The sequence below is a fragment of the Micromonospora sp. WMMD1274 genome (assembly GCF_049179035.1).
In the GTDB taxonomy this organism is placed as follows: Bacteria; Actinomycetota; Actinomycetes; order Mycobacteriales; family Micromonosporaceae; genus Micromonospora; species Micromonospora tulbaghiae.
Genome location: NZ_JBMHMG010000001.1, coordinates 6,873,195 through 6,893,486 on the forward strand (window position 1 = coordinate 6,873,195; position 20,292 = coordinate 6,893,486).

The following is a 20,292-nucleotide window of genomic DNA, read 5'->3' on the forward strand; positions in this document are numbered from 1 at the left end:
GCAACCTACCGGGTACGCGGGCGCGCGGGACCACCCGACCCGCCGCGCCCGGCTAGCGTGCGGGCATGACCACTCCCCCGGACTTCGCCACGCTCTGCAACTTCCGTGACCTCGGCGGCTGGCGGACCGGCGACGGCCGCACCGTCGCCCGGGGCCGGCTCTACCGCTCGGACTCGCTGGCCAAGCTCGCCGGTGACGATCTGGAACGGTTCGCCGCGCTGGGCGTGCGCACCGTGATCGACCTGCGGTACCCGTGGGAGATCGCCGACCGGGGCCGGGCCCCGGAGAGCCTCGGCGTGACCTGGCACAACCTGAGCATCGAGCACCGCCCGTACGTGCAGGCGGACATCGACCCCGACGTGGACCCGTGGCGATACCTGGCCGACCGGTACGCCGAGGTGGCCGAGGACGGCGTCGCCGAGCTGCGCCGGGCTCTCGAGGTGATCGCGGACGGCGAGCATCCGCTGGTGTTCCACTGCGCCTCCGGCAAGGACCGCACCGGGCTGCTCGCCGCGCTGGTGCTGTCCCTGCTCGGCGTGGACGACGACCAGATCGCTGCGGACTTCGCGCTCACCGAGCACGCCACCGACCTGCTGGTGGCGGAGTGGCGTGATCGCAACGGCGGGGCGACACCGGGCTGGCCGGCGTACGGGCGGGCGCCGGCCGAGGTCATCCGGCTGGTGCTGGCCGACCTGAGGGCCGCCCACGGTTCCGTGCACGGCTACGTGACCGGCCGGCTCGGCGTCGACGCGCAGACGGTCGACGCGCTGCGCGCCCGGCTGCTCACCGACGACACGCACATGCTGCCCACCCAGGGCACCACCGGCAGCACGCCGACGACACTCGCCCGCTGAGCGCCGCCGCCCCGCCGAGCACGCAGCGACGGAGAACCGGCGGCCGAAAAGCAGACGACGCCGGCACGGCGGTCTGGCACGCTGCGGGATCGTGGACACGCGGTGGGACGGCCTGCGGGCCGAGGTACGGGCGACGATCGGCGAACTGGTCTCCTCCGGCCGGGAGGCCGGTGTGCAGGTGGCCGCGTACCTGGACGGGGTCGCGATCGTCTCCGAACAGGCCGGCCTGGCCGACACCACGACGGGCCGGCCGATGACCGCCGACACGCCCGTGCACGCGGTCTCCACGGGCAAGGGACTCACCGCCACCGTGGTGCACGTGCTGGCCGAGCGGGGACGGCTCGACTACGACCTGCCGATCGCCCGGGTGTGGCCGGAGTTCGCCCGGCACGGCAAGGACGGCATCACGCTGCGGCACGTGCTCACCCACACCGCCGGCCTGCCCGCGCTGCCCGCCGACGTCACGCCGGAGGACTTCACCGACTGGGCGGGCATGTGCGCGCTGCTGGCCGACGCACGGCCGCTGTGGGCACCGGGCGAGCGATTGGCGTACCACGCGTGGACGTGGGGCTGGCTGCTCGGCGAGGTCATCCGGCGGGTCACCGGCGCGCCCGTGTCGCGGGTGCTCGCCGAGGAGGTGTCCGAGCCGCTCGGCGTGGACCGGGAGCTGTTCCTCGGCGTACCGGAGGCGGACCTGCCCCGGCTGGCGCGTCTGGAGGACGCCGGCCTGTCCGCGCTGATGACCTGGGCCGGGGCCAACCTGCCGCACTTCGACGCGGTCGCCCCGCCCGCGGTACGCCCGGACACCGTCATCGGTTCCCGCCCCGACGTGCTGCGCGCCGACGTGCCGTCGGTCGGCACGCTGAGCGCCCGGGCGGTGGCCCGGATGTACGCGGCGCTGCTCGGCCCGGTCGACGGGGTGCGGCTGATCTCCGCCGAGCGGATGCGGGAGGTGTCCGCCCCGGCGGTACGCGCCCAGGAGTGGGTGTTCGGGCAGGCGAGCACATTCGGGCTGGGGTACGCGGTCGACGACGACGGGTCGTTCGGCACCGCCGGCAGCGGCGGCAGCCTCGCGTTCGCGTACCCCGAACTGGGGTTGACGGTGGCGGCGGTGCGCAACCGGCTCGGCGCCGGTGACGGTGATCCGATGGAGCAGTTGCGGACGCTCGTGCGCGACCGCGTCGCCGCAGCGACCGGCCACCGAGGCTAGCGGCGCAGGCGGGCGCGCAGCCGGCCGGCCGCGTCGCCGAGCACCGCGCCGGTCATCGGCAGCAGCGGGCTGGACCGCATCACCGCCAGGTCCTCGGCCGGGCTGGTCACGCCGTCGAGGAACCGCAGCACCCGCTCCGGCGGGTTGCGGTCGAACAGCCGCTCGAAGAACTCCACCCCGCCGACGTGCCCCCGGTCCAGCGCGCGCAGCGCCACCGCGTCCATCCACAGGTGCCGGCCCGGGTACGCGGGCGCGGGCACCGGCGGACGACCGGCGGCGAGCGCCCGGGCCACCTGGTCGGCCTGGCGCAGCATCGCGGAGAACGTGAAGCCGGTGGACGGGCGGGTCGCCCCACCCGCGGTGCCCAGCCGCACCACCCGCGGGCTGGGGCGGGACTCGAACGGGCCGTCGGTCATCGGGATCACGCCATCCTCGACCTCCCGCACCCGCAGCGCGGTCAGGTCCAGCCCGAGCAGATCCGCATAGCCGCGCAGCGCCCTGTCGTAGCCGGCGTCGTCGAGCAGCTCCGGCCCGAACTCGGTGTACTCGACGAGCGCGAACCGGTCGTCGACCGGCAGCACGTACCCGAAGGAGACTCCGCGCGCCGGCTGCGGAGTGCGGAAGTCCATCAGCACCGCCCGCTCCGGGTCGAACGTGGGCCGGTCGGCGGCCAGCCACCAGCCGCGGAAGTGCTGCAACCAGCTGGTCCGCCCCGGCCGCTTCGGCCGGCGGGGCCGCGAGTCGAGCACCCACCCGGCCCGCACCAGGTCCCGCCCGTCCGGGTCGCGGACCGTGACCCGCTGACCGTCGTCGTGCAGGTCCCCCGCCTGGGCGCTGATCCGGACCGCGTCCAGCCGCCGCTCGGCCGCGGCAGCCCGGTCGTAGACCGGGGCGGAGCGGAGCATGCCGTACCGCAGGGGGTCGAGCGTGAGGACGCGGCGGCCGGCGGGCGTGACCACGTCGACCTGCGACCAGCTAGCGCTCAGCAGCGGGTCCAGGTCGTCGCCGGGCAGGCCCCAGAACGCCCAGGTGCGGTCCTGGCCGCGCTTGTGCACCGGGTCGACCACCGCGACCCGCAGCCCGGTCACGTCGTGCCGGTCCAGCGCGGCCAGGACCAGGGACGCGGCGCCGCCACCGCCGACCAGCGCGAGGTCGACGTCGGCCGGGAAGGATGCGTGCATCCGGCCACGCTGCCACACCGGCGGGAACCGCCACCGGCCGACCCGCGCTCAGGCCACCGGGGCGGGCTTCTGCGGGGCCGGCTCGGCGTAGGCGGCGGCCACCGTCGCCCGGTCGAAGACCCGCCACGTCGCGGCGATCACCGCGACCGCCACCACGAAACCCACCCAGTACGGCGCGGTGATGCCGAACCGGGCGGCGACCACGCCGCCGAGCAGCGCGCCGACGCAGTTGCCACCCGCGGCGACGAACAACGTGGTGCTGCCGACCCGGCCCATCAACGCCGGCGGGGTGAGGCGCTGCCGCAGCGAGTTCGCCACGATGTTCCACAGCGCGCTGTGCGCCCCGAACGCGAACAGCGCGAACCCGACCACGGCCGCGCTGCGGGACGCGGCGAGCGCCAGGTGCAGTCCCGCCTCGACCAGCAGCCCGGTCCGCACCGTCCAGGTGGGTGTGATGGCGGCGATCAGCCGGTCCCCCACCAGCGAGCCGAGCACCCCGCCGACCGCCATGCAGGTGAACAACGCGCCGTAGCCGACCGAGCCGAGACCGAGCCGCTCGGTGGCGAGCAGAACCAGCACCGCCACGGCCGCGGTGAGCGTGACGTTCAGCAGGCCGATCAGCACCGTCATGGTGCGCAGCAGCCGCTGCCCCCACAGCCAGCGGAATCCCTCGGCGACCTCCGCCCGCACCGAGCGCCGCTCCTCCGGCGCCGGCCCGCCCCGGTACGTCCCGGCGAGCAACCCCACCAGGACGGCGCTGAGCGCGTACGTGCCGGCGTTGAGGGCGAACGGCAGCGACGCCGCCAGCACGAACAGGAACCCGCCGAGCGGGCCGGCGATCATGTTCTGCATCACCTGGGTGCCGCCGCCGAGCCAGCCGTTTGCGCGTTCCAGCAGGGAGCGCGGCACCACCGCCGGCAGCACCGCCTGCGCGGCGGTCCGGAACACCACCTCGCCGGTGTTCACCACGAACAGCACCGCGTAGAGCAGCGCGATCCCGGCCCGGTCGGCCAGCATCGCCACCGCGAGCGCGGCGAGCGCGGCGACGCGTACCCAGTCGATGAGCACCATCAGCCGCCGCCGGTCCACCCGGTCCGCGAGCACTCCGCCGGGCAGCGCGAACAGCAGCCACGGCAGCCACGACACCGCCGCCCCGGCCGACACCACCAGCGGATCGTCGGTGATCGACGCCACGTACAGCGGCGCGGCCACCGTCGCCGTCCCGCTACCCAGCGCGGACAGCGTGCTCGCCGTCCACAGTCGGGCGAAGCGCCCGCCGAGCCGTTCCCCCGTCACGGCGAGGCAACCTACCAGCGGCGACGCGCGCCGCCGACCGGTTTATCCGGGGCGGCGGGTGTTGAGGCGGGCCGCCTGCCGGTTCAGGTGGTCGCGTTCGGCCAGGCTGGACGCGCGGCGGGCCGCCTCCGCGTACAGCCGGGCCGCCCGGTCCGGGTCGCCGTCGCGTTCGTGCAGGTACGCGGCCACCGCCGTGTACCGGGGCAGCGAGTCGTCGAGCGCCGCGAGCGCCGCCAGCCCGGCGCGCGGGCCGTCCGCCTCGCCGACCGCCACCGCCCGGTTGAGCCGGGCGATCGGGCTGCCGGTCAGGCGGACGAGTTCGTCGTACCACTCGACGATCTGCACCCAGTCGGTCTCGGCCGCCGTACGCGCGTCGGCGTGCAGCGCCGCGACGGCGGCCTGGGCCTGGAACTCGCCCAGCCGGTCGCGGGACAGGGCGGTCTGGAGGATGCTCACGCCCTCGGCTATCAGCGTGGTGTCCCACCGGCCGCGGTCCTGCTCAGCCAGCGGCACCAGGCTGCCGTCCGGCGCGGTCCGCCCGGCCCGGCGGGCGTGGTGCAGCAGCATGAGCGCGAGCAGCCCGGCCACCTCGGGGTGGTCGATCGCGGCGGCGAGCTGCCGGGTGAGCCGGATCGCCTCGGCGGCCAGGTCCACGTCGCCGGAGTAGCCCTCGTTGAACACCAGGTACAGCACGCGCAGCACGGTGGCGACGTCACCGGGCTGATCGAACCGCACCCCGGACACGGTGCGCTTGGCCCGGCTGATCCGCTGCGCCATGGTGGCCTCCGGCACCAGGTACGCCTGCGCGATCTGCCGGGTGGTGAGCCCGCCGACGGCGCGCAGCGTCAACGCGACGGCCGACGACGGGCTCAGCGACGGATGCGCGCAGAGGAAGTAGAGCCGCAGCGTGTCGTCGACCGCCGGCACCGGGCCGGGCGGCGGTTCCTCGTCCACGAGGTCCTCGCGCCGGCGCCGGGCGGCGTCGGCGCGCACCACGTCCAGGAACCGCCGCCAGGCCACGGTCACCAGCCAGCCCCGCGGATCGCGGGGCTGGTCGGCCGGCCAGACGCGCAGCGCCTCGATGAGCGCGTCCTGCACGGCGTCCTCGGCCGCCGCGAAGTCGGCTCCGCGGCGGACGAGGACACCGAGCACGCCCGGGATGAGGCTGCGGAGCGCGACCTCGTCCATCGGACGGATCACTCGGTGATGGTCGGCGGCGCGGTCAGGAACGGGCGCAGCTCCAGCCACTCGTGGATCGGCTTGCCGCCCTGCCCCGGCGCGGCCGACAGCTCGGCGGCCAGTTCGAGCGCGCGCTCGTAGCTGTCCACGTCGATCACCATCCAGCCGGCGATGAGGTCCTTCGTCTCGGCGAACGGGCCGTCGGTGACAGGCGGGCGTCCCTCGCCGTCGTAGCGGACGAACGTGCCCTCCGGGGCGAGCGCCTGGCCGTCGACGTACTCGCCGCTCTCCTGCAGCTTCGCCGCGAACTCCTGCATGTAGCGCACGTGCGCGGAGATCTCCTCCGGCGTCCACTTGTCGATCATCGACATGTCGGACACCGGGGTCGGGCCGCCGCGGTAATGCTTCAGGAGCAGGTACTTCATGAGTGTCTCCTCGTGGAGGGTGCGACCCATTCTGGCCGCGTTCACTCCGGGGACGAAGCCGGCGTTGCGTTCTCGACATCGGTGGCGGAGGAATTTCGGCGTCACATCGCGAAAGCCATCCTAGGAGGCTAGTTCTGGTGGTCCGGGCCGCCTGCCCCCGTCGCGGCGGTCCGGACCCGTCAGCGGATCGCCCGGCCGTCAGCGGGCGGCGGTCCGACGCAGGCCGGTGATCAGCACCGCGCCCGCGACCAGGTGCAACGCCACCAGCGTCAGCGTCGCCGCACCCCCCACTCCCCCGCCCAGCGGCCCGAGCAGGGACACCAGCAGCACGAGGCCCGCGACCACCGTCCAGACGGTCCGGGCACGGCCGGTGAGCCGTTCCAGCAGGGCCAGCAGCGCCCAGCCGGCCAGCCCGGCGAGCAGCGTGCTCACCACCACGGCCACCGGCGTCACCCGCTGGTCCGTAGAGCCGCTGCGCGCGATCAGCTCCACCCCCGCGACCGGTACCGCGACCACCCAGCCCAGCAGCGCGGCGGCGGTCGCCGCGAACACCGTGAGCAGGCGGTCCCGGCGGCGGTTCGGGCGGGCGGTGACTGTCGGGATCGTGGTCTCCATCGGTGACTCCTCCACATCGGGACGACTGCCGGAAACGCTAGGTCCGGCGGGCCGCCGCGCGGATCGGGCCGCGGAGCGGTTCCCGGCTCCGTCGCCCGAACGACCACCCGCCCGGATCTCCGTCTGGCGACCGATGAGAAGCGGTGGACCGGCGGCCTAGCATCCGGACATGAGGTGCGCGTCCCGGTCCCGGTTCCTGCTGCTGCTCGACGGCGGCATCGCCACCGCGAGCATCGCCGTGTGCCTGCTCGCGCTGCTGGCCTCCGACGCCGGCCCGGACACGCCCGGCGCGACCGCCGTCGCGGTCGGCCTCGCCGTGGCGCAGGCGAGCTGTCTGCTGTGGATCCGGCGCCACCCGGGGTACGCCCTCACCGTCGCCGCGCTGGCAGGCGTCGGCCTGGAGGCGCTCTGCCCGCAGCTCGGCTGGCTCGGCCTGGTCGCGGTGCCGCTGGCGTACGTGGCCCGGCTGCGCCCACCCCGGTACTCGCTCGTCGCGCTCGGGCTGCTGCTGGCGCCCACGCCGTGGAAGCTGGTCACCGGCGGCTGGCGGGACCTGCTGCTGGCGGTGACCGCGCTGGGCCTGAGCTGGACGCTGGGCGAGTTGCAGCGGGGCCAGGCGCAACGGCGCTGCGCCTGGGAACGGCACGTACTCGCGACCGAACGGGAACGCATCTCCCGGGAACTGCACGACGTGGTGGCGCACCACGTCGCGGTCATCGCCGTACAGGCCGCCGCAGCCGAGGACGTGTTCGACACGCAACCGGCCCAGGCGCGGGCGGCGCTCGGCGCGATCGACGCGGCGGCCCGGTCGGCGCTCACCGAACTACGATCCATGCTGCACGCGCTCGCCCTCCACGGCGGATCCGAGCCGGACGGGCCGCAGCCGGGTCTGGCGCAGCTCGACGCGCTCGCCGACGCAGTACGGGCGGTCGGGCTGCCGGTGACGCTGCACCGCGACGGCGACGGCGACGCGCTGCCGGGCGGGGTGCAACTGTCGGCGTACCGGATCGTGCAGGAGTCACTGACGAACGCGCTGCGCCACGGGCACGCCACACGCGCCGACGTCGACGTCCGCTACCGCGACGGCTTACTGCGGCTGGAGGTCGTCAACGACGGCCCGGCACCCGCCCGCCGGTCCGGTACGCCCACCGGGCGCGGCATCGTCGGGATGCGGGAGCGGGCCCGGCTGCTCGGCGGCACGCTCGACGCCGGCCCGCTGCCGGCCGGCGGGTTCCGGGTCCACGCGCGGCTGCCGGTCGGAGCGGACCGGTGACCGTGCGGGTGGTGGTCGCCGACGACCAGGAGCTGATCCGCGCCGGGCTGCGCACAGTCCTCGACGCGCGACCCGACCTGAGCGTGGTCGGCGAGGCGGCCGACGGCGTCGAGGCGGTCGCGGTGGCGACGCGTACGAGGCCGGACGTGGTGCTGATGGACGTCCGGATGCCCCGGCGCGACGGCATCGCCGCCACCCGCGACCTGGTGGCCGCCGGCAACCCGGCCCGGGTGGTCATGCTGACCACGTTCGACCTGGACGAGCACGTCTACGCCGCGTTGCGCGCCGGGGCGAGCGCGTTCCTGCTCAAGGACACCCGCCCGGCCGACCTCGCCGAGGCGGTACGCGTGGTGGCCCGGGGTGAGGCCCTGCTCGCGCCCACAGTGACCCGGCGGCTGCTGGACCGGTACGCCGACCGGCTGCCCGGGCGCACGCCCACCGCCGACGCGCTCGCCGTGCTGACCGCCCGCGAGCGGGAGGTGCTGACGCTCACCGCGCGGGCACTGTCCAATGCGGAGATCGCCGCCCGGCTGCACCTGAGCACCGCCACCGTGAAGACCCACGTCTCGGCGATCCTCACCAAGCTGGGCCTGCGCGACCGGATCCAGGCGGTGGTGCTCGCGTACGACACCGGCCTGGTCCGGCCGGAGCCGCCGGTCCGGTAGGCGCCGAACCGGACACCGGACCCAGACGTGCCGAAGCCGGACGGTTCGCCGTCCGGCCTGGCCCGGCATGTCCGCCGTCTCGTGGCGGCAGGGAGCACACCGGACGGCAACGAAGATTTCTCAATTACCCCCAGTGACCGCCGCAACCCTCCTAGTGTTGGCCACACCGGTGCTCGTCACGGAGTTGGCCACCCGAACGACGTCCCACGCCTACAGCGGACGAAAAGTGAGGGAAGACGCGGATGAAGGCACAGTCATTTCTCGGATCGGCGGCGTTCGGCGTGGGCCTCGGCGCACTGCTGCTCCCGGCCGCCGCGCTGGCGGACACCAGAGTCTCACCCGCCACCACCCCGGTCGGCGGCACCGTCGTGCTGACCACCACGTGCAACCCGAACGCCGGTGACGCGATCTTCCGGGTCACCGGCCCGGACCGGGACCAGAACGTCCGGTCCACCACGGCCGCCGCGGGCGGTGGCCTGAGCGCCGAACTGTTCACCGCCGGGTTCACGCTCGGCACGTACACGGTGGCCACCACCTGCGGCGACGGCAGTGACGGCGGCAGCGCCACGTTCACCGTCACCCCGATCGGCGGCGCGCAGGCCGGTGGCGGCGGGCGCGACGGCGACACCGGGGTGCTGATCGCCGGTGGCGTCCTGGCCGCCGGGGCGCTCGCCGGAGGCGCGTACGCGGTGATCCGCCGGCGCCGCGCGGGCGCCGTCGCCTGACCGGCTCGTCGGGCGGTCCGCCCGCGCCGGAGCATCCGGCGCGGGCGCCGCGTCCCTGTCGGACGGAGGTGCGATGCTGTCGGAGTCGCAGCGCCGGTCGCGCCTGCACGCCGCCGTCGTGGTCACCGCCGTCACCGTGGCCGCCGCCACCGGCGCCGGGCTGGTCTCGGCCGGGCTCGGCACCACGTCGGCGTCACCACCGCAGCCCGGCGCCTCCGCCGCGCCGGCGACCGAACGACCGGGTACGGCCGGCCCGGCGCTCCCCCGCGCCACACCGGTGCGGGTCACCATCCCGCGCATCGGCGTGGACGCCGAGATCGTCCCGGTCGCCACCGACGCCGACGGCGCGCTGGAGGTGCCGCCGCTGGAACGCCCCGAGGTGACCGGCTGGTACCACCCCGGTCCGGCGCCCGGCCAGGCCGGCAACGCGGTGCTCGTCGGGCACGTCGACTCGCAGCACGGCCCGGCGGTCTTCTTCGACCTCGGGCGGCTGCGCGGCGGCGACACGATCCGGGTGCTGCGGGCCGACGGGCGGACCGCGACGTTCACAGTCGACGGCGTCGGGGCGTACCCGAAGGAGCGCTTCCCCACCGCGCGGGTCTACGGCGGCGACGCGGCGGCGCGGCTGCGGCTGATCACGTGTGGCGGCCGGTTCGACCCGCGCACCGGCAGCTACCCGGACAACATCGTCGTCTTCGCCACCGCGACCCGGTGAGGCTCAGCCGGCCAGGTCGGCGAGTTCGGCGCCGAGCAGGTCCGCCAGCAGCGCCACCCGGCCCGGGTCGTTGTCGGCGGTGATGTTCCGGCTGGGCATCTCGACAGTCATCAGCAGGTAGAGATACAGCCGGTAGAGCCCGAGCCGCCGCCGCGCCCCGGCGTCCAGCGGAAACGGCGCCGCCTCGCGGTAGGCGCGCACCAGCGGGTCGTCCGGCTCGTCCTCCGCGCGGCGGAACAGCAGCGGCGACACCAGGTCCATCAGCGGGTCGCCCCACAGGTACCGCTCGCCGTCGACCAGACCGGTGAGCCGAGGGGTGCCGTCCGGCCCGTCCACGGCCAGCACGTTCCCGGCCCAGCCGTCGAAGTGCAGCAGCGCCGGACGGTCGACCACGTCGAGCACCGCCGCGTGCCGGGCCACCAGTTCCCGGATCCGGGACGCGGGCACCGGCAGCGGCACCGCCCAGTCCGCGGCGTCGGCAAGCATGTCGTCCACCATGACCGTGTAGGCGTCCCGCCACGTCGCGCCGGAGGCCCGGTCGCCGTCGTAGCCGTACCGCTCGCCGGTGACCGTGTGCAACGCGGCGAGCGCGCGGCCGAACTCCGCGCGCAGCGGCCCGACGTCCGCGCCGCCCTGGGTCAGGTCCCAGAGGGTACGACCTGGTAGCCGCGCCATCAGCAGCCAGTCACCGAGGCCGGGGTGGGTGCCGTGGTGCAGCAGCGCGGGCGTGGGCACCTCCGGTGCGCGGCCGGCCACCAGGCGCAGGTAGTGCGCCTCCGCGCCGATCATGTCGCGTTCGTAGCGCAGCAGCGGCACGTGTGGCGGCGGACCGACCTTGAGCACCACCTCGCGGCCGTCGGTGAGGCGTACCCACCAGACGGCGGCGAAGCCGCCACCGGTCAGCGGCCCGCAGTCGGCCACCTCGGCGTCGGATCCGAGCGAGGCGGTCAGGTAGCGGCGGACCTGATCCGGGTCGAGGACACGCTGAGTCGGACTCACGCTCATGGTGCGGGGATCGTACTGGCCGCGGCTGCGTTTGTGGGCGCACCGATTGCGAAGACGCGCGGCACCGGCCGGCGGCGCGACCGCTTCAGGCAAGAACCTCCCGCAGGGCCTCCAGCTCGGCCTCGGTGGCGCCGGCAGCCTGGAGATAGGCGGAGACCGAGCCGTGGTGGCTGCGGATCCAGACCATGGCATGAAGCAGGTGCGCTGCGGTCACCGGGCGGGTGCCGTGTCCGATCGTCGCCCCGGCCGGCGATCCGGTGAGGTCCAGCGCGGTGTTCGAACGCAGGAAGTCCTGGGTGACCTCCGCATCGGAGGCGTTCAGGAGGGTCTGGATGACGGCGACGACGACTCCGGTGCGGTCCTTGCCGGAGGCGCAGTGGACCAGGGCAGGTAGCGCGCCGGGGGTGATGAGCTGCCGGATGATCGCGACGGTGGCACGACCGGCCTGCTCAGCCATGTACGGGTACAGCGCCACCTGGTCGTCCGGCCAGCTCTGCTCGGTGAACACCGGAAAGTGCCGGTGCGCGACGTCGAGACCCGCACACCGGTCCGGCCGGTCGGCCACCTCTCGGTTGCTGCGGAGGTCGATGACCGTGCGTAGCCCGAGAGCCTCCAGCTCCCGGGCACCCTCGGGCGTCAGGAGATGCAGGGCGCCGGAGCGATACAGGATCCCACGGCGCAACGATCCGACGCCGCCTGCGTCGCGGAGGTTCCGGACGCCGGAACCTCCGGTGGTGGCGTCGGCCGTGGCCCCACGAGTGATCATGGAGGCGACTATACGACTGTCCCGTCCGGGATTCCCCGGCCTACCGGCGGCGAGGGCGGTCCTGGTGTGGGAGAGAATCGCCGGGTGGCGAGACGGAAGGCGCGCGAGGGCGCCGGTGCACGTCCGGCGGCCTGCCCGTGCGGCACCGGCCGGCCGTACGCGGACTGCTGCGGTCCGGTCCACCGGGGCGAGGCGACGGCGGCGAGCGCGGAGGCGCTGATGCGGTCCCGGTTCAGCGCGTTCGCGCTCGGCGACGCCGCGTACCTGCGGCACAGCTGGCACTCCAGCACCCGCCCCGACCGCCTGGAGCTGGACCGGGGCACCCGCTGGACCCGGCTGGAGATCGTGGAGGCCGCGCAGGGCGGCCTGTTCGACAGCGCCGGGACGGTCCGGTTCCGGGCGCACTACCGCGAGGGCGGCCGGGCGGGCGTACTGGCCGAGCACAGCCGCTTCGCCCGCGAGGACGGCCGCTGGGTCTACCTGGACGCGCTGCCCGAGTGACGGTCAGGGCGGGCGCGGTCAGGCCGGGCGCGGGGTGGGCTGGGCCAGCTCGGCGATCTCGCGCGGCAGCTGGGACAACGCCCGGTTGAACTGGGCCGGTCCGACCACCCGGTGCAGCGCCTGCAACACCGCCCGGGCGCCGCGCTCGGCGTCGGACGGTGTCGCGCCGGAGCGCTCGGCGATCCGGCGCAGGAACTCGTCGTACCCGAAGACCTCGGGATCCTCGACCCGGGCGCGGGCCAGCAGCGGACGAAGCTCGTGCGCGACGTGCGCGGACAGGTCGTCGGCCTCGCCGCCGCTGATGCGTTCGGCGAGCGTGCGCAGCGTCGCCTGGGTCAGCGCGCGGGCCGTCTCCACCGGCACGCCGGCGCGGGCGGAGACCCGCGCGTAGAACTCCGGTTCGGCCATCGTCGGTCCTCCCGTCGCAACGGCAGCGTGGCTACCCGCCGCCGGCCGCGGCAAACACCGCCGCGCCGCCGGCCCCGGCGGGTACGGGCTCAGGCCAGGGCCCGCGCCGCCGAGACGATCGCGCCCACACCGATGCCGGCCCGGTCGAGCTGCTGGGCGGGGGTGCCGGAGCCGGGCAGCCCGCGTACCGCCAGGTGGTTGACCCGGGCCGGTTCGCCCAGGTCGGCGAGCGCCTCCAGCACGGCCGAGCCCAGCCCACCCTCCGGGTAGTGGTCCTCGACCACGACGAGCCGCCCGCCGGTCTCCACGACGGTCTCGGCCAGGCGCTGCCGGTCCACCGGCTTGATCGAGTACAGGTCGATCACCCGGGCGTCGATGCCCTCGCGGGTCAGCTCCTCGGCGGCGGCGAGGCACAGGTGCACCGTCACGCCGGTGCCCAGCAGCGCCACGTCTCCGCCGTCGCGCACCATCAGGCTGCCGCCGATCGGGAACGGCTCGGCGTCGTCGTAGAGCACCGGGTACTTGCCGCGCGTGGTGCGCAGGTAGCTCACCCCCGGGTGGTCGGGCATCTGGGCGACGAGGGCCGCGCAGGAGACCGCGTCGGCCGGGCACAGCACCGTGGAGCCGGGCACCGCGCGCAGCGCGGCGATGTCCTCCAGCCCCATCTGGGACGGGCCGTCCGGGCCGATCTCCACCCCGGCGTGCGAGCCGACAAGCGCGATGTCGGCGCGGGACACGCCCGCCATCCGGATGAAGTCGTACGCCCGGGACCAGAACGCGGCGAACGTCGCCGCGAACGGCCGGTAGCCGCGCACCGCCAGGCCCACCGCCGCGGCGGCGAGCTGCTGTTCGGCGATGAACATCTGAAAGAACCGGTCCGGGTACGCGGCGGCGAAGTGCTCCGCCCGGGTGGAGTCGCTGACCTCGCCGTCGAGCGCGACCACGTCGGGCCGGGCGGCGCCGAGGGCGCGCAGCGCGTCACCGTACGCGTCCCGGGTGGCGACCTTCGCGCCGCGCTCGTAGGTCGGCAGTTCCGGTTGCCGGATCTGCGGCGCGGCGGCCCGGGGCGCGGGTGGTGGTTTCGGTCCGGCGACCCGGATGCGCCGGGGGCCGCCGAGCGCCCGCACGGCGCGCTCGGCCAGCTCCGGGTCGAACGGCTTGCCGTGCCAGGCCGGGTCGTTCTCCACCTCGGGCACGCCCTTGCCCTTGACCGTGCGGGCCAGCACCACTGTCGGCCCGGTGGCCTCGCGCGCCTGCCCGTACGCCTCGTCGATCGCGCCCAGGTCGTGGCCGTCGACCACGATCGCCCGGCAGCCGAACGCCTCGACGCGCCGCCGGTAGGTGTCCAGGTCCCACTCCAGCTCGGTGGGGCCGCGCTGGCCGAACCGGTTGACGTCCACGATCGTGGTGAGGTTGCGCAGCCCGTAGTGGCCGGCCTTGTCCAGCGCCTCCCACACCGAGCCCTCGGCGGTCTCGCTGTCTCCGCAGAGCACCCAGACGTGCGCGGGCGACCGGTCCAGGTACTGGGCGGCCAGCGCCACCCCGACGCCGACCGGCAGGCCCTGCCCGAGCGAGCCGGTGGCCACGTCCACCCAGGGCAGCACCGGCGTGGGGTGGCCCTGGAGGCGCGACCCGGACCGCCGGTACGTCTCCAGCAGCTCCTGCTCGCTGATCGCGCCGGTGGCGCGGAACACCGCGTACAGCAGTGGGGAGGCGTGCCCCTTGGAGAAGATCAGGTGGTCGTTGCCGGGGTTGCCCGGATAGGACCAGTCGTAGCGCAGGTGCCGGGCGACGAGCACGGCGAGCAGGTCGGCGGCGGACAGGCTGGACGTGGGGTGCCCGGAGCCGGCCGCCGTGCTGCACCGGATCGCGTCCACCCGTAGCTGGGCGGCCAGGTCCGCCAGCCCGGACAGCTCCTCGTCGCGCAACGTGCGCTCTGCTTCCAACGTCACCGCGATCGTCTCCCGGGGTCGCCGATTTCCGCACTCACGCTAGGCCGCGAACGCGACCATTGGTCCCCTTTCTGCCGATTCACGCCCGACCGGTGAGCAGCCAGAGCGCCACCAGCAGGTACGGCAGCACCGCGACCGCGAAGGCCGCCGGGTTGCCCACCGCACCGGCGAGCAGCCCGTACCCGCCGTAGAAGGCGACGACGGTCAGGTCGGTGGCCATCCCGGCCAGCGACGTGACGGTGGCCCGGGCCGGCCCGGCGATCCGGGCCTGGAGCCGCACGTCGGCGAGCACGGTGGCGAGCTGGAACGCGGCGAACGCCGCCGCCAGCAGCAGGAACCCGCCCGGGTGCCGCAGCAGCGCCCCGGCCGCCGTCGCTCCCGCCGCGAACACCAGCAGACCGGCGTACCCCCGGTGGGACAGCCGCTCACCCAGCGGTGCCAGCAGCCCGCCCACTGTCATCCCGGCCCAGACCAGCAGGAGCAGCAGCGGTACGCCCACCTCGGCCGTGCCGGTGTCGGCGGCCAGCAGCCCGGTGTACTCGTCCAGCCCACCCCAGATCGCGGTGACGGCCGCGACCAGCAGCACGGCGGCACGGACGCGGCGGTCGGCCCGCACCTCCCGCAGGCCCAGGCGCAGGCTGTCCAGCCAGCCGGGCTCGTCGTCACCCTGCTCCTCCCCCGGCTCGTCGCCCCCGCTCGGCCCGTCCGGTGCGGCGCTCGCGGTCGGCGGTGGGCGGTGCTCCGGGAAGCGGGCCGCGACGGCCGCCGCCAGCAGGCACGTCGCCACGCTCGCCGCGCCGACCGCGAGGTAGCCGCCGAGTGCGAACACCGGCCCGGCGAGCACCCCGGAGCCGACCGCGCCGAGCACCTCGGCGGTGCGGGTCCGGCCGATCAGCCGGGCGTACCGGTCGGCCGCGCCGAGGCGTTCCAGCTCGGTGAAGACGAGCGCCTCCAGCGCGCCGGACCGCAGCGCGCCACCGGCGCCCCAGAGCAGGAAGCCAACGGCGAACGCCGGATAGGACGGCAGCAGCACCCAGAGCGCGAACCCGCCCGCGGCCAGCAGCGGCGCCAGGCAGAGCAGCAGGCGACGCGACACCGCGTCGGCCCATACGCCGGAGGGCACCTCCAGCACGATGCCGGCGGCCGCCCAGAGCACGAACAGCGAGGAGATCTGCCCGACCGACAACCCCGTGTCGGCGAACAGCAGCACATAGAGCGGGTAGAGCAGGACGAGGTCGGTGAGGAACGCGTACCCGTAGAGCGTCGCCGCCAGACGGCGGGTCGCGGGCACGCGGGCAGGAGCGACGAGCATGGAACCTTCCCACGGGACGTGACGGACACCGGTCGGAATGCACGGTGTCCGCGGCGGCCCGCGGCCTCGTCGCTCAGGAAGGCATCAACATCGCCAGGTCATGCCGGGATCCTATCCGCCGCGAGGCGCCCGGGTGGTCCCCCGGCGGGCACGCGATCGGGGCGGGACCGTGCGGTCCCGCCCCGATCGGTCGCCCCGCTGTCGGGTCAGCGGCGGAACTTGTCCACGTCGGCCTGCGGAATGACCATGGTGGCCTCGCTGTCCGCGGCCTGCTCGGCCGTCGGCTGGCGCGGCGTGGTCGGCTGGGTGCGCTCGGAGTCCGCGTACGCCGGGATGTGCTGCGTGGCCTCCACGCCCGCCTGCGACGGCACCGGCTCGGTGGCGTCCGCGGCGGCGGCCGGCTGGGTGCCCGGGTAGGCCGGGACCGGCTGGGTGCGGTCCGCCTCGGCGTCGCGGCTCACCGGCTGGGTCAGCTCGGAATCCGCGTACGGGCCGGTGGCGGCCAGGCGGGCCTCGACGTCACGCCGACCGGCCTGGTACGCCCGGGCATGCGTGGCGATGGTGCGCGACTCCTCCTCGGCCCGGGTCAGCCAGTTCTCCCAGCGGCTCTGCATCGGCCGGACCAGCCCGCCGCCGACACCGACGACCAGGATGCCGCCGACGGTGGCGAGCACCGCGATCAGCACCGGGGTGGTGACGGTGGTGGCGACGCCGATCTGGTTGAGCGCGGCGATGACACCGAGGCCCAGGATGAACACCGACGCGAGGTTGGCCAGCACCCGGCCGTACGAGAGGCCGCCGAGCGCGCTGGAGATGATGTCCTTCACCGCGCGGGCGATGGCCGCGGCGACCACCACGATGACGATGGCGACGAACGCCCGGGGCAGCCAGGCGATCACACCCGCGATCAGGTCGGAGATGGGGTTCGGGCCCCAGATGCCGAACGCGAGCTGGAGCGTGACCAGCAGCACGCCGTAGTAGGCCAGCTTCGCGACGATGTCGCTGGCGTCGTACTTCGAGCGGGCCAGCGCGGTCTTGATCCCGCCGCGCTCGACGGCCCGGTCGAAGTGGACCCGCTCCAGCACCTTGTCGACGAGCTTCAGCACGGCCTTGGCGATCAGCCAGCCGACGACCAGGATCGCGACGAACGCGACCGCCTTGGGCAGGAACAGCATCACCGAACGGAACGCGTCGCCCACCGCGTCCCCGAAGTTGTCTCTCATCGAAGGGCCTCCACGTACGTGGTCCAGGTCTGTTCGGGTGGGGCTACCCGGACGCGAGCGCGGGGAAACGCGGTCAGCCTCCGGGGCAGCGGTAGACGACGCGCGTGCTGGCCTGCGCCGTCGTCGGTTCGATGATGTTGACGGTGGCGATGCCGGTGGTCGTCCCGACCCCGGTGAACGTCCACTTGAGCGTGAGCGCCGTGGTGTGCTGCCCGCTGCCGACCCGTTCGGTGAGCACGGCGCCGGGCGGCGCGTCCGAGCGGAACCACTGGTAGCGGATCGTCCCGCCGCGCCCGTTGGTGCGCACGGTGGCCACCACGTCGACTGTCACGTCGCAGGCCACACCGGCCGGCCGGGGCACCGCGACGGTGACCCCCTCGACCTCCAGCGGGCGCAGCCGCTGCCACAGGTAGAGGCCGACCGCCAGCAGCAGCACCACGGTGAGCAGCGTGGACAGCACCGAGACGACGCGACGCCAGACCGGACGCGGGCGGATCGGAGGCGCGGTGGGCCAGGGCGGCGCGGGCGGCGGCGTGGCCGGTACGCCCGGCCCGAAGCGCAGCTCGCCGCCGGGGCCGGGCCATGGTGCGCCGCTCACCGCCCGCGCGTGGCCGATCCGATCCGGGTACGCCCCGGCGCCCGTCGCCGCCGTACCGGTGGCGTAATGCTGGGGTGGGACGCCGGTGGGCTGCCAGGAGGCGGTGGGCTGCCACGATGCGGTCGGTTCCGCGCCCGGGCGGTTCGTCGGCCCCGGTGTCTGAACGGTCGCCTCACCCACGTCGTCTGCCCGGCCCGGCCTCACGTGCGCGGTCGGCTCGGCAGCCGGCGGTGCCGCCGTGGCCGAGACGGCGAAGTCCACGGTGCGGTCGTCCGCGCCGGGGATCGCGGCCAGGTGGACCGTGGGTTCGGCGGTAGGCGGCAGATCGGCCGCCACCCCGGGGAGGTGGACGGTGGGCTCCGGCCTGCCGGTCGTCGCCGGGGTGTCGACGGCGAGCCGGACCGTCGGCTCCGTGCGATCGAGGACGAGCGCCGTCGTCGGCTCGGCACTGTCGGCAGCCGGCTCCGCCCGCCCGAGGGTGAGCGGCACGGTCGGCTCCGCTTTCTCGGAGGCCGGGTCCGCCTGCGTGACGGTGAGCGGCACCGTCGAGTCGGCGTCGGCTCGGGGGCGGACCAGGTGGACGGTGGGTTCGGCGGTGTCCGCGTCGCCGGTGATCGGCAGGGCGCGGGTGGGCAGCGCCTCGGTGGGCTCGTCGGGGCGGGTCACGCCGACCGTCCCCGGGACGGGCTGCGGTGCGGGGCAGCGGGCACTGTCGTACTCCTAGCCGGGGGTGCAGTCGTGGTAGAGCGTCACGTACACCGGTGACGCCGAGGTGGTCGTGTTGCCGGCGGCGTCGGCGGCGGTGACCCGGACGGGGATGCGGGCGCTGCGCCTGGGCGTGGACAGCGGGCCGAGCGTGCCGGTGAACACGCCGCGCCCGGCGGCGGCCATCCGGATCGTGCCGGTGGCGCCGTCGAGGGTGTAGCCGAACGTGACGGTGAGCGCGGCCGGGCCGCTGCTGTCGTCGGTGACGGTGGCGGTGACGGTGCTGGTCTTGGCGCCGTAGGGGCAGCCCTTCGGGTCCAGCTCGCCCGGGTCGGCGCGGACGCCGTCCACTACCGGCGCTGTCACGTCCGGTGGCGGCGGGCTGGTGGTGCGCGACGCGCTGGGGGTGGGCGTGCCGGTACGGGTCGGCGTCCCGGTCGGGTCGGGGGTGGCCGACGGCGCGGGGGGTGGTGGTGCGGCGGACGCGGTGGACGGGCCGGGCGTCGGCGACGGGCTCGGCGACTCGACGCCGGTCGGGTCCGGTACGGGTGCGCCGGTGGTGGCGGGACCGGCGCTCGCCGGGCCGGCCGGGCCGGCGGCGGGCGTGCCGTCGTGGGCGGCGTAGCTGTAGCCGGCGCCCCCGGCCAGGACGGCGGCGACCAGGGCGCCGGCGGCGAGCGCGGTACGGGTGCGGCCACTGCGGAACCGTCCGCCCCGGCCGGTGGTGGCGCCCAGCGCGGTGTGTGCCACCGCGGTGGCGCCCTCGGCCCGGTCCGGGAACGGCCACAGCGCGGCGAGCAGCGCCGCCCGCCGGGCCAGCTCCCGCAGCCCTCGTTCCTCCCAGCCGCTGTCGTAGCCGCTGCCGGCGACCTGTTCCAGCAGGTCCAGGAACGCCTCGGCGGACGGCGGGCGGTCGTCGGGGCGTTTGGCCATGCCGTGGCGCAGCAGCTCGTGCACCGGCGGGGGTGCCGCCTCGGTGGGGATCGGCGCGCTGGCGTGCTGGTCGCGCAGGGAGAGCAGGTCCGGTCCCTGGTACGGGGGCCGGCCGGTGAGGCACTCGAAGAACGTGGCGGTGGCGGCGTAGACGTCGCACGCCGGGCTCGCCGGGGCGCCGGTCCACTGCTCGGGGGCCATGTAGCGGGGCGTGCCGGACACCGTGGTGTCGGAGCCCTGGCCGATCGGCATGGCGATGCCGAAGTCGGCGAGCTTGCTCAGCCCGGCGCCGGTGACCAGCACGTTCTCCGGTTTGTAGTCGCGGTGCACGACACCGTGGGCATGCGCGGCGGCCAGGCCGGCGAGCGAGCCCTTGAGGACGCAGAGCGCGGCCTCGGGCGTGGTCGGGCCGTGTTCGCGCAGCATCTGGCGCAGCGAGACGCCGTCGACCAGTTCCATCACGATGGCCGCGCCGTGCGGGCTCTCCACGTACTCGTAGAGGCGGCTGACGTGCGGGTCGTCGATCTCGCCGAGCAGCCGCGCCTCGGTGCGGAACGCGGTCCGGAACGCCGAGTCCTCACCCAGGTCGCGGATCAGGTACTTGATCGCGACCGGGGTGCCGGTCGGGTCGTGGGTGGCGAGCACGACGCTGCCCGACGCGCCCGCGCCGAGCCGGCGGACCGGCGTGTATCCGGACAGTTCCCAGCCGCTCATGCGACAGACTCCACGGCGTCCCACGGGCGGGTGTCGG

General features: G+C 75.1%; 20 protein-coding genes. 7 read left to right on the forward strand and 13 right to left on the reverse strand.

Going from position 1 to position 20,292, the window contains the following annotated elements; all coding sequences use genetic code 11:
• The first annotated feature begins 65 nt into the window (after positions 1 to 65).
• Together ACN27D_RS32525 and ACN27D_RS32530 are read left to right on the forward strand one after the other, a co-directional pair.
• A complete protein-coding gene (locus ACN27D_RS32525; RefSeq protein ID WP_421500831.1) occupies positions 66 to 854 on the forward strand; it encodes a tyrosine-protein phosphatase in 789 nt (262 codons plus the stop codon).
• A gap of 91 nt (positions 855 to 945) precedes the next feature.
• The gene (locus tag ACN27D_RS32530) at positions 946 to 2,064 is read left to right on the forward strand and encodes a serine hydrolase domain-containing protein (protein ID WP_421500832.1); all 1,119 of its coding nucleotides are present in this window, start codon (positions 946 to 948) and stop codon (positions 2,062 to 2,064) included.
• Here ACN27D_RS32530 and ACN27D_RS32535 read toward each other — a convergent pair.
• From ACN27D_RS32535 to ACN27D_RS32555, 5 genes are all read right to left on the reverse strand, one after another.
• Positions 2,061 to 3,245, reverse strand: coding sequence for a lycopene cyclase family protein (locus ACN27D_RS32535; RefSeq protein WP_421500833.1), 1,185 nt, complete (start codon positions 3,243 to 3,245; stop codon positions 2,061 to 2,063). The genes ACN27D_RS32530 and ACN27D_RS32535 overlap by 4 nt on opposite strands.
• A 48-nt stretch (positions 3,246 to 3,293) precedes the next feature.
• Positions 3,294 to 4,541: an MFS transporter gene (locus ACN27D_RS32540; RefSeq protein WP_421500834.1), complete on the reverse strand. Its 1,248-nt coding sequence runs from the start codon at positions 4,539 to 4,541 to the stop codon at positions 3,294 to 3,296.
• 42 nt (positions 4,542 to 4,583) lie between these two features.
• Positions 4,584 to 5,729, reverse strand: a complete 1,146-nt coding sequence (locus tag ACN27D_RS32545; protein ID WP_047893375.1) for an RNA polymerase sigma factor — start codon at positions 5,727 to 5,729, stop codon at positions 4,584 to 4,586.
• 8 nt (positions 5,730 to 5,737) lie between these two features.
• On the reverse strand, positions 5,738 to 6,175 hold the full coding sequence (locus tag ACN27D_RS32550) for a YciI family protein (RefSeq protein ID WP_421500835.1): 438 nt from the start codon (positions 6,173 to 6,175) through the stop codon (positions 5,738 to 5,740).
• Positions 6,176 to 6,343: 168 nt separating this feature from the next.
• On the reverse strand, positions 6,344 to 6,760 hold the full coding sequence (locus ACN27D_RS32555; protein ID WP_114920452.1) for a DUF6069 family protein: 417 nt from the start codon (positions 6,758 to 6,760) through the stop codon (positions 6,344 to 6,346).
• A 169-nt stretch (positions 6,761 to 6,929) separates the two neighbouring features.
• Between ACN27D_RS32555 and ACN27D_RS32560 the strand changes: the two genes are divergently transcribed.
• From ACN27D_RS32560 to ACN27D_RS32575, 4 genes are all read left to right on the forward strand, one after another.
• The gene (locus tag ACN27D_RS32560) at positions 6,930 to 8,033 is read left to right on the forward strand and encodes a sensor histidine kinase (RefSeq protein WP_421500836.1); all 1,104 of its coding nucleotides are present in this window, start codon (positions 6,930 to 6,932) and stop codon (positions 8,031 to 8,033) included.
• Positions 8,030 to 8,698 (forward strand): response regulator, encoded by a 669-nt coding sequence (locus tag ACN27D_RS32565; protein WP_393379922.1) that lies wholly within the window; start codon positions 8,030 to 8,032, stop codon positions 8,696 to 8,698. The genes ACN27D_RS32560 and ACN27D_RS32565 overlap by 4 nt, the downstream gene beginning before the upstream one ends.
• A gap of 242 nt (positions 8,699 to 8,940) precedes the next feature.
• Positions 8,941 to 9,423 carry a hypothetical protein gene (locus ACN27D_RS32570; protein ID WP_073829387.1) on the forward strand — a complete coding sequence of 161 codons (483 nt, stop codon included), beginning with the start codon at positions 8,941 to 8,943 and terminating at the stop codon, positions 9,421 to 9,423.
• Positions 9,424 to 9,496: 73 nt separating this feature from the next.
• Positions 9,497 to 10,138 (forward strand): class F sortase, encoded by a 642-nt coding sequence (locus ACN27D_RS32575; RefSeq protein WP_121684652.1) that lies wholly within the window; start codon positions 9,497 to 9,499, stop codon positions 10,136 to 10,138.
• A 3-nt stretch (positions 10,139 to 10,141) separates the two neighbouring features.
• Here ACN27D_RS32575 and ACN27D_RS32580 read toward each other — a convergent pair whose 3' ends face one another.
• A complete protein-coding gene (locus ACN27D_RS32580) occupies positions 10,142 to 11,143 on the reverse strand; it encodes a phosphotransferase family protein (protein WP_421500837.1) in 1,002 nt (333 codons plus the stop codon).
• An 85-nt stretch (positions 11,144 to 11,228) separates the two neighbouring features.
• Positions 11,229 to 11,909 carry a tyrosine-protein phosphatase gene (locus ACN27D_RS32585; RefSeq protein ID WP_421500838.1) on the reverse strand — a complete coding sequence of 227 codons (681 nt, stop codon included), beginning with the start codon at positions 11,907 to 11,909 and terminating at the stop codon, positions 11,229 to 11,231.
• 84 nt (positions 11,910 to 11,993) lie between these two features.
• Between ACN27D_RS32585 and ACN27D_RS32590 the strand changes: the two genes are divergently transcribed.
• Positions 11,994 to 12,410 carry a YchJ family protein gene (locus tag ACN27D_RS32590; RefSeq protein ID WP_421500839.1) on the forward strand — a complete coding sequence of 139 codons (417 nt, stop codon included), beginning with the start codon at positions 11,994 to 11,996 and terminating at the stop codon, positions 12,408 to 12,410.
• Between the two features lie 18 nt (positions 12,411 to 12,428).
• On the opposite strand, the gene ACN27D_RS32595 is transcribed toward ACN27D_RS32590, so the two are convergent.
• The 6 genes from ACN27D_RS32595 to ACN27D_RS32620 form a co-directional block, all read right to left on the reverse strand.
• Positions 12,429 to 12,818: a DUF2267 domain-containing protein gene (locus ACN27D_RS32595; protein ID WP_120569789.1), complete on the reverse strand. Its 390-nt coding sequence runs from the start codon at positions 12,816 to 12,818 to the stop codon at positions 12,429 to 12,431.
• A gap of 89 nt (positions 12,819 to 12,907) precedes the next feature.
• Positions 12,908 to 14,770, reverse strand: a complete 1,863-nt coding sequence (locus ACN27D_RS32600) for a transketolase (protein WP_421500840.1) — start codon at positions 14,768 to 14,770, stop codon at positions 12,908 to 12,910.
• A 79-nt stretch (positions 14,771 to 14,849) separates the two neighbouring features.
• Positions 14,850 to 16,082, reverse strand: a complete 1,233-nt coding sequence (locus ACN27D_RS32605; protein ID WP_421500841.1) for an MFS transporter — start codon at positions 16,080 to 16,082, stop codon at positions 14,850 to 14,852.
• A gap of 206 nt (positions 16,083 to 16,288) precedes the next feature.
• On the reverse strand, positions 16,289 to 17,305 hold the full coding sequence (locus ACN27D_RS32610) for a mechanosensitive ion channel family protein (RefSeq protein ID WP_357895054.1): 1,017 nt from the start codon (positions 17,303 to 17,305) through the stop codon (positions 16,289 to 16,291).
• A gap of 73 nt (positions 17,306 to 17,378) precedes the next feature.
• Positions 17,379 to 18,569: a hypothetical protein gene (locus ACN27D_RS32615; RefSeq protein ID WP_421500842.1), complete on the reverse strand. Its 1,191-nt coding sequence runs from the start codon at positions 18,567 to 18,569 to the stop codon at positions 17,379 to 17,381.
• 54 nt (positions 18,570 to 18,623) lie between these two features.
• Complete coding sequence (locus ACN27D_RS32620; protein ID WP_421500843.1) at positions 18,624 to 20,255, reverse strand: serine/threonine-protein kinase; 1,632 nt, start codon at positions 20,253 to 20,255, stop codon at positions 18,624 to 18,626.
• Positions 20,256 to 20,292 lie beyond the last annotated feature (37 nt).

Coding starts and splice junctions, on each gene's coding strand:
- ACN27D_RS32595 (WP_120569789.1), bottom strand. CDS start 12,818: ATGGCCGAACCGGAGTTCTACGCGCGGGTCTCCGCCCGCGCCGGCGTG.
- ACN27D_RS32555 (WP_114920452.1), bottom strand. CDS start 6,760: ATGGAGACCACGATCCCGACAGTCACCGCCCGCCCGAACCGCCGCCGG.
- ACN27D_RS32610 (WP_357895054.1), bottom strand. CDS start 17,305: ATGAGAGACAACTTCGGGGACGCGGTGGGCGACGCGTTCCGTTCGGTG.
- ACN27D_RS32545 (WP_047893375.1), bottom strand. CDS start 5,729: ATGGACGAGGTCGCGCTCCGCAGCCTCATCCCGGGCGTGCTCGGTGTC.
- ACN27D_RS32620 (WP_421500843.1), bottom strand. CDS start 20,255: ATGAGCGGCTGGGAACTGTCCGGATACACGCCGGTCCGCCGGCTCGGC.
- ACN27D_RS32525 (WP_421500831.1), top strand. CDS start 66: ATGACCACTCCCCCGGACTTCGCCACGCTCTGCAACTTCCGTGACCTC.
- ACN27D_RS32580 (WP_421500837.1), bottom strand. CDS start 11,143: ATGAGCGTGAGTCCGACTCAGCGTGTCCTCGACCCGGATCAGGTCCGC.
- ACN27D_RS32560 (WP_421500836.1), top strand. CDS start 6,930: ATGAGGTGCGCGTCCCGGTCCCGGTTCCTGCTGCTGCTCGACGGCGGC.
- ACN27D_RS32570 (WP_073829387.1), top strand. CDS start 8,941: ATGAAGGCACAGTCATTTCTCGGATCGGCGGCGTTCGGCGTGGGCCTC.
- ACN27D_RS32605 (WP_421500841.1), bottom strand. CDS start 16,082: ATGCTCGTCGCTCCTGCCCGCGTGCCCGCGACCCGCCGTCTGGCGGCG.
- ACN27D_RS32550 (WP_421500835.1), bottom strand. CDS start 6,175: ATGGGTCGCACCCTCCACGAGGAGACACTCATGAAGTACCTGCTCCTG.
- ACN27D_RS32535 (WP_421500833.1), bottom strand. CDS start 3,245: ATGCACGCATCCTTCCCGGCCGACGTCGACCTCGCGCTGGTCGGCGGT.
- ACN27D_RS32575 (WP_121684652.1), top strand. CDS start 9,497: ATGCTGTCGGAGTCGCAGCGCCGGTCGCGCCTGCACGCCGCCGTCGTG.
- ACN27D_RS32585 (WP_421500838.1), bottom strand. CDS start 11,909: ATGATCACTCGTGGGGCCACGGCCGACGCCACCACCGGAGGTTCCGGC.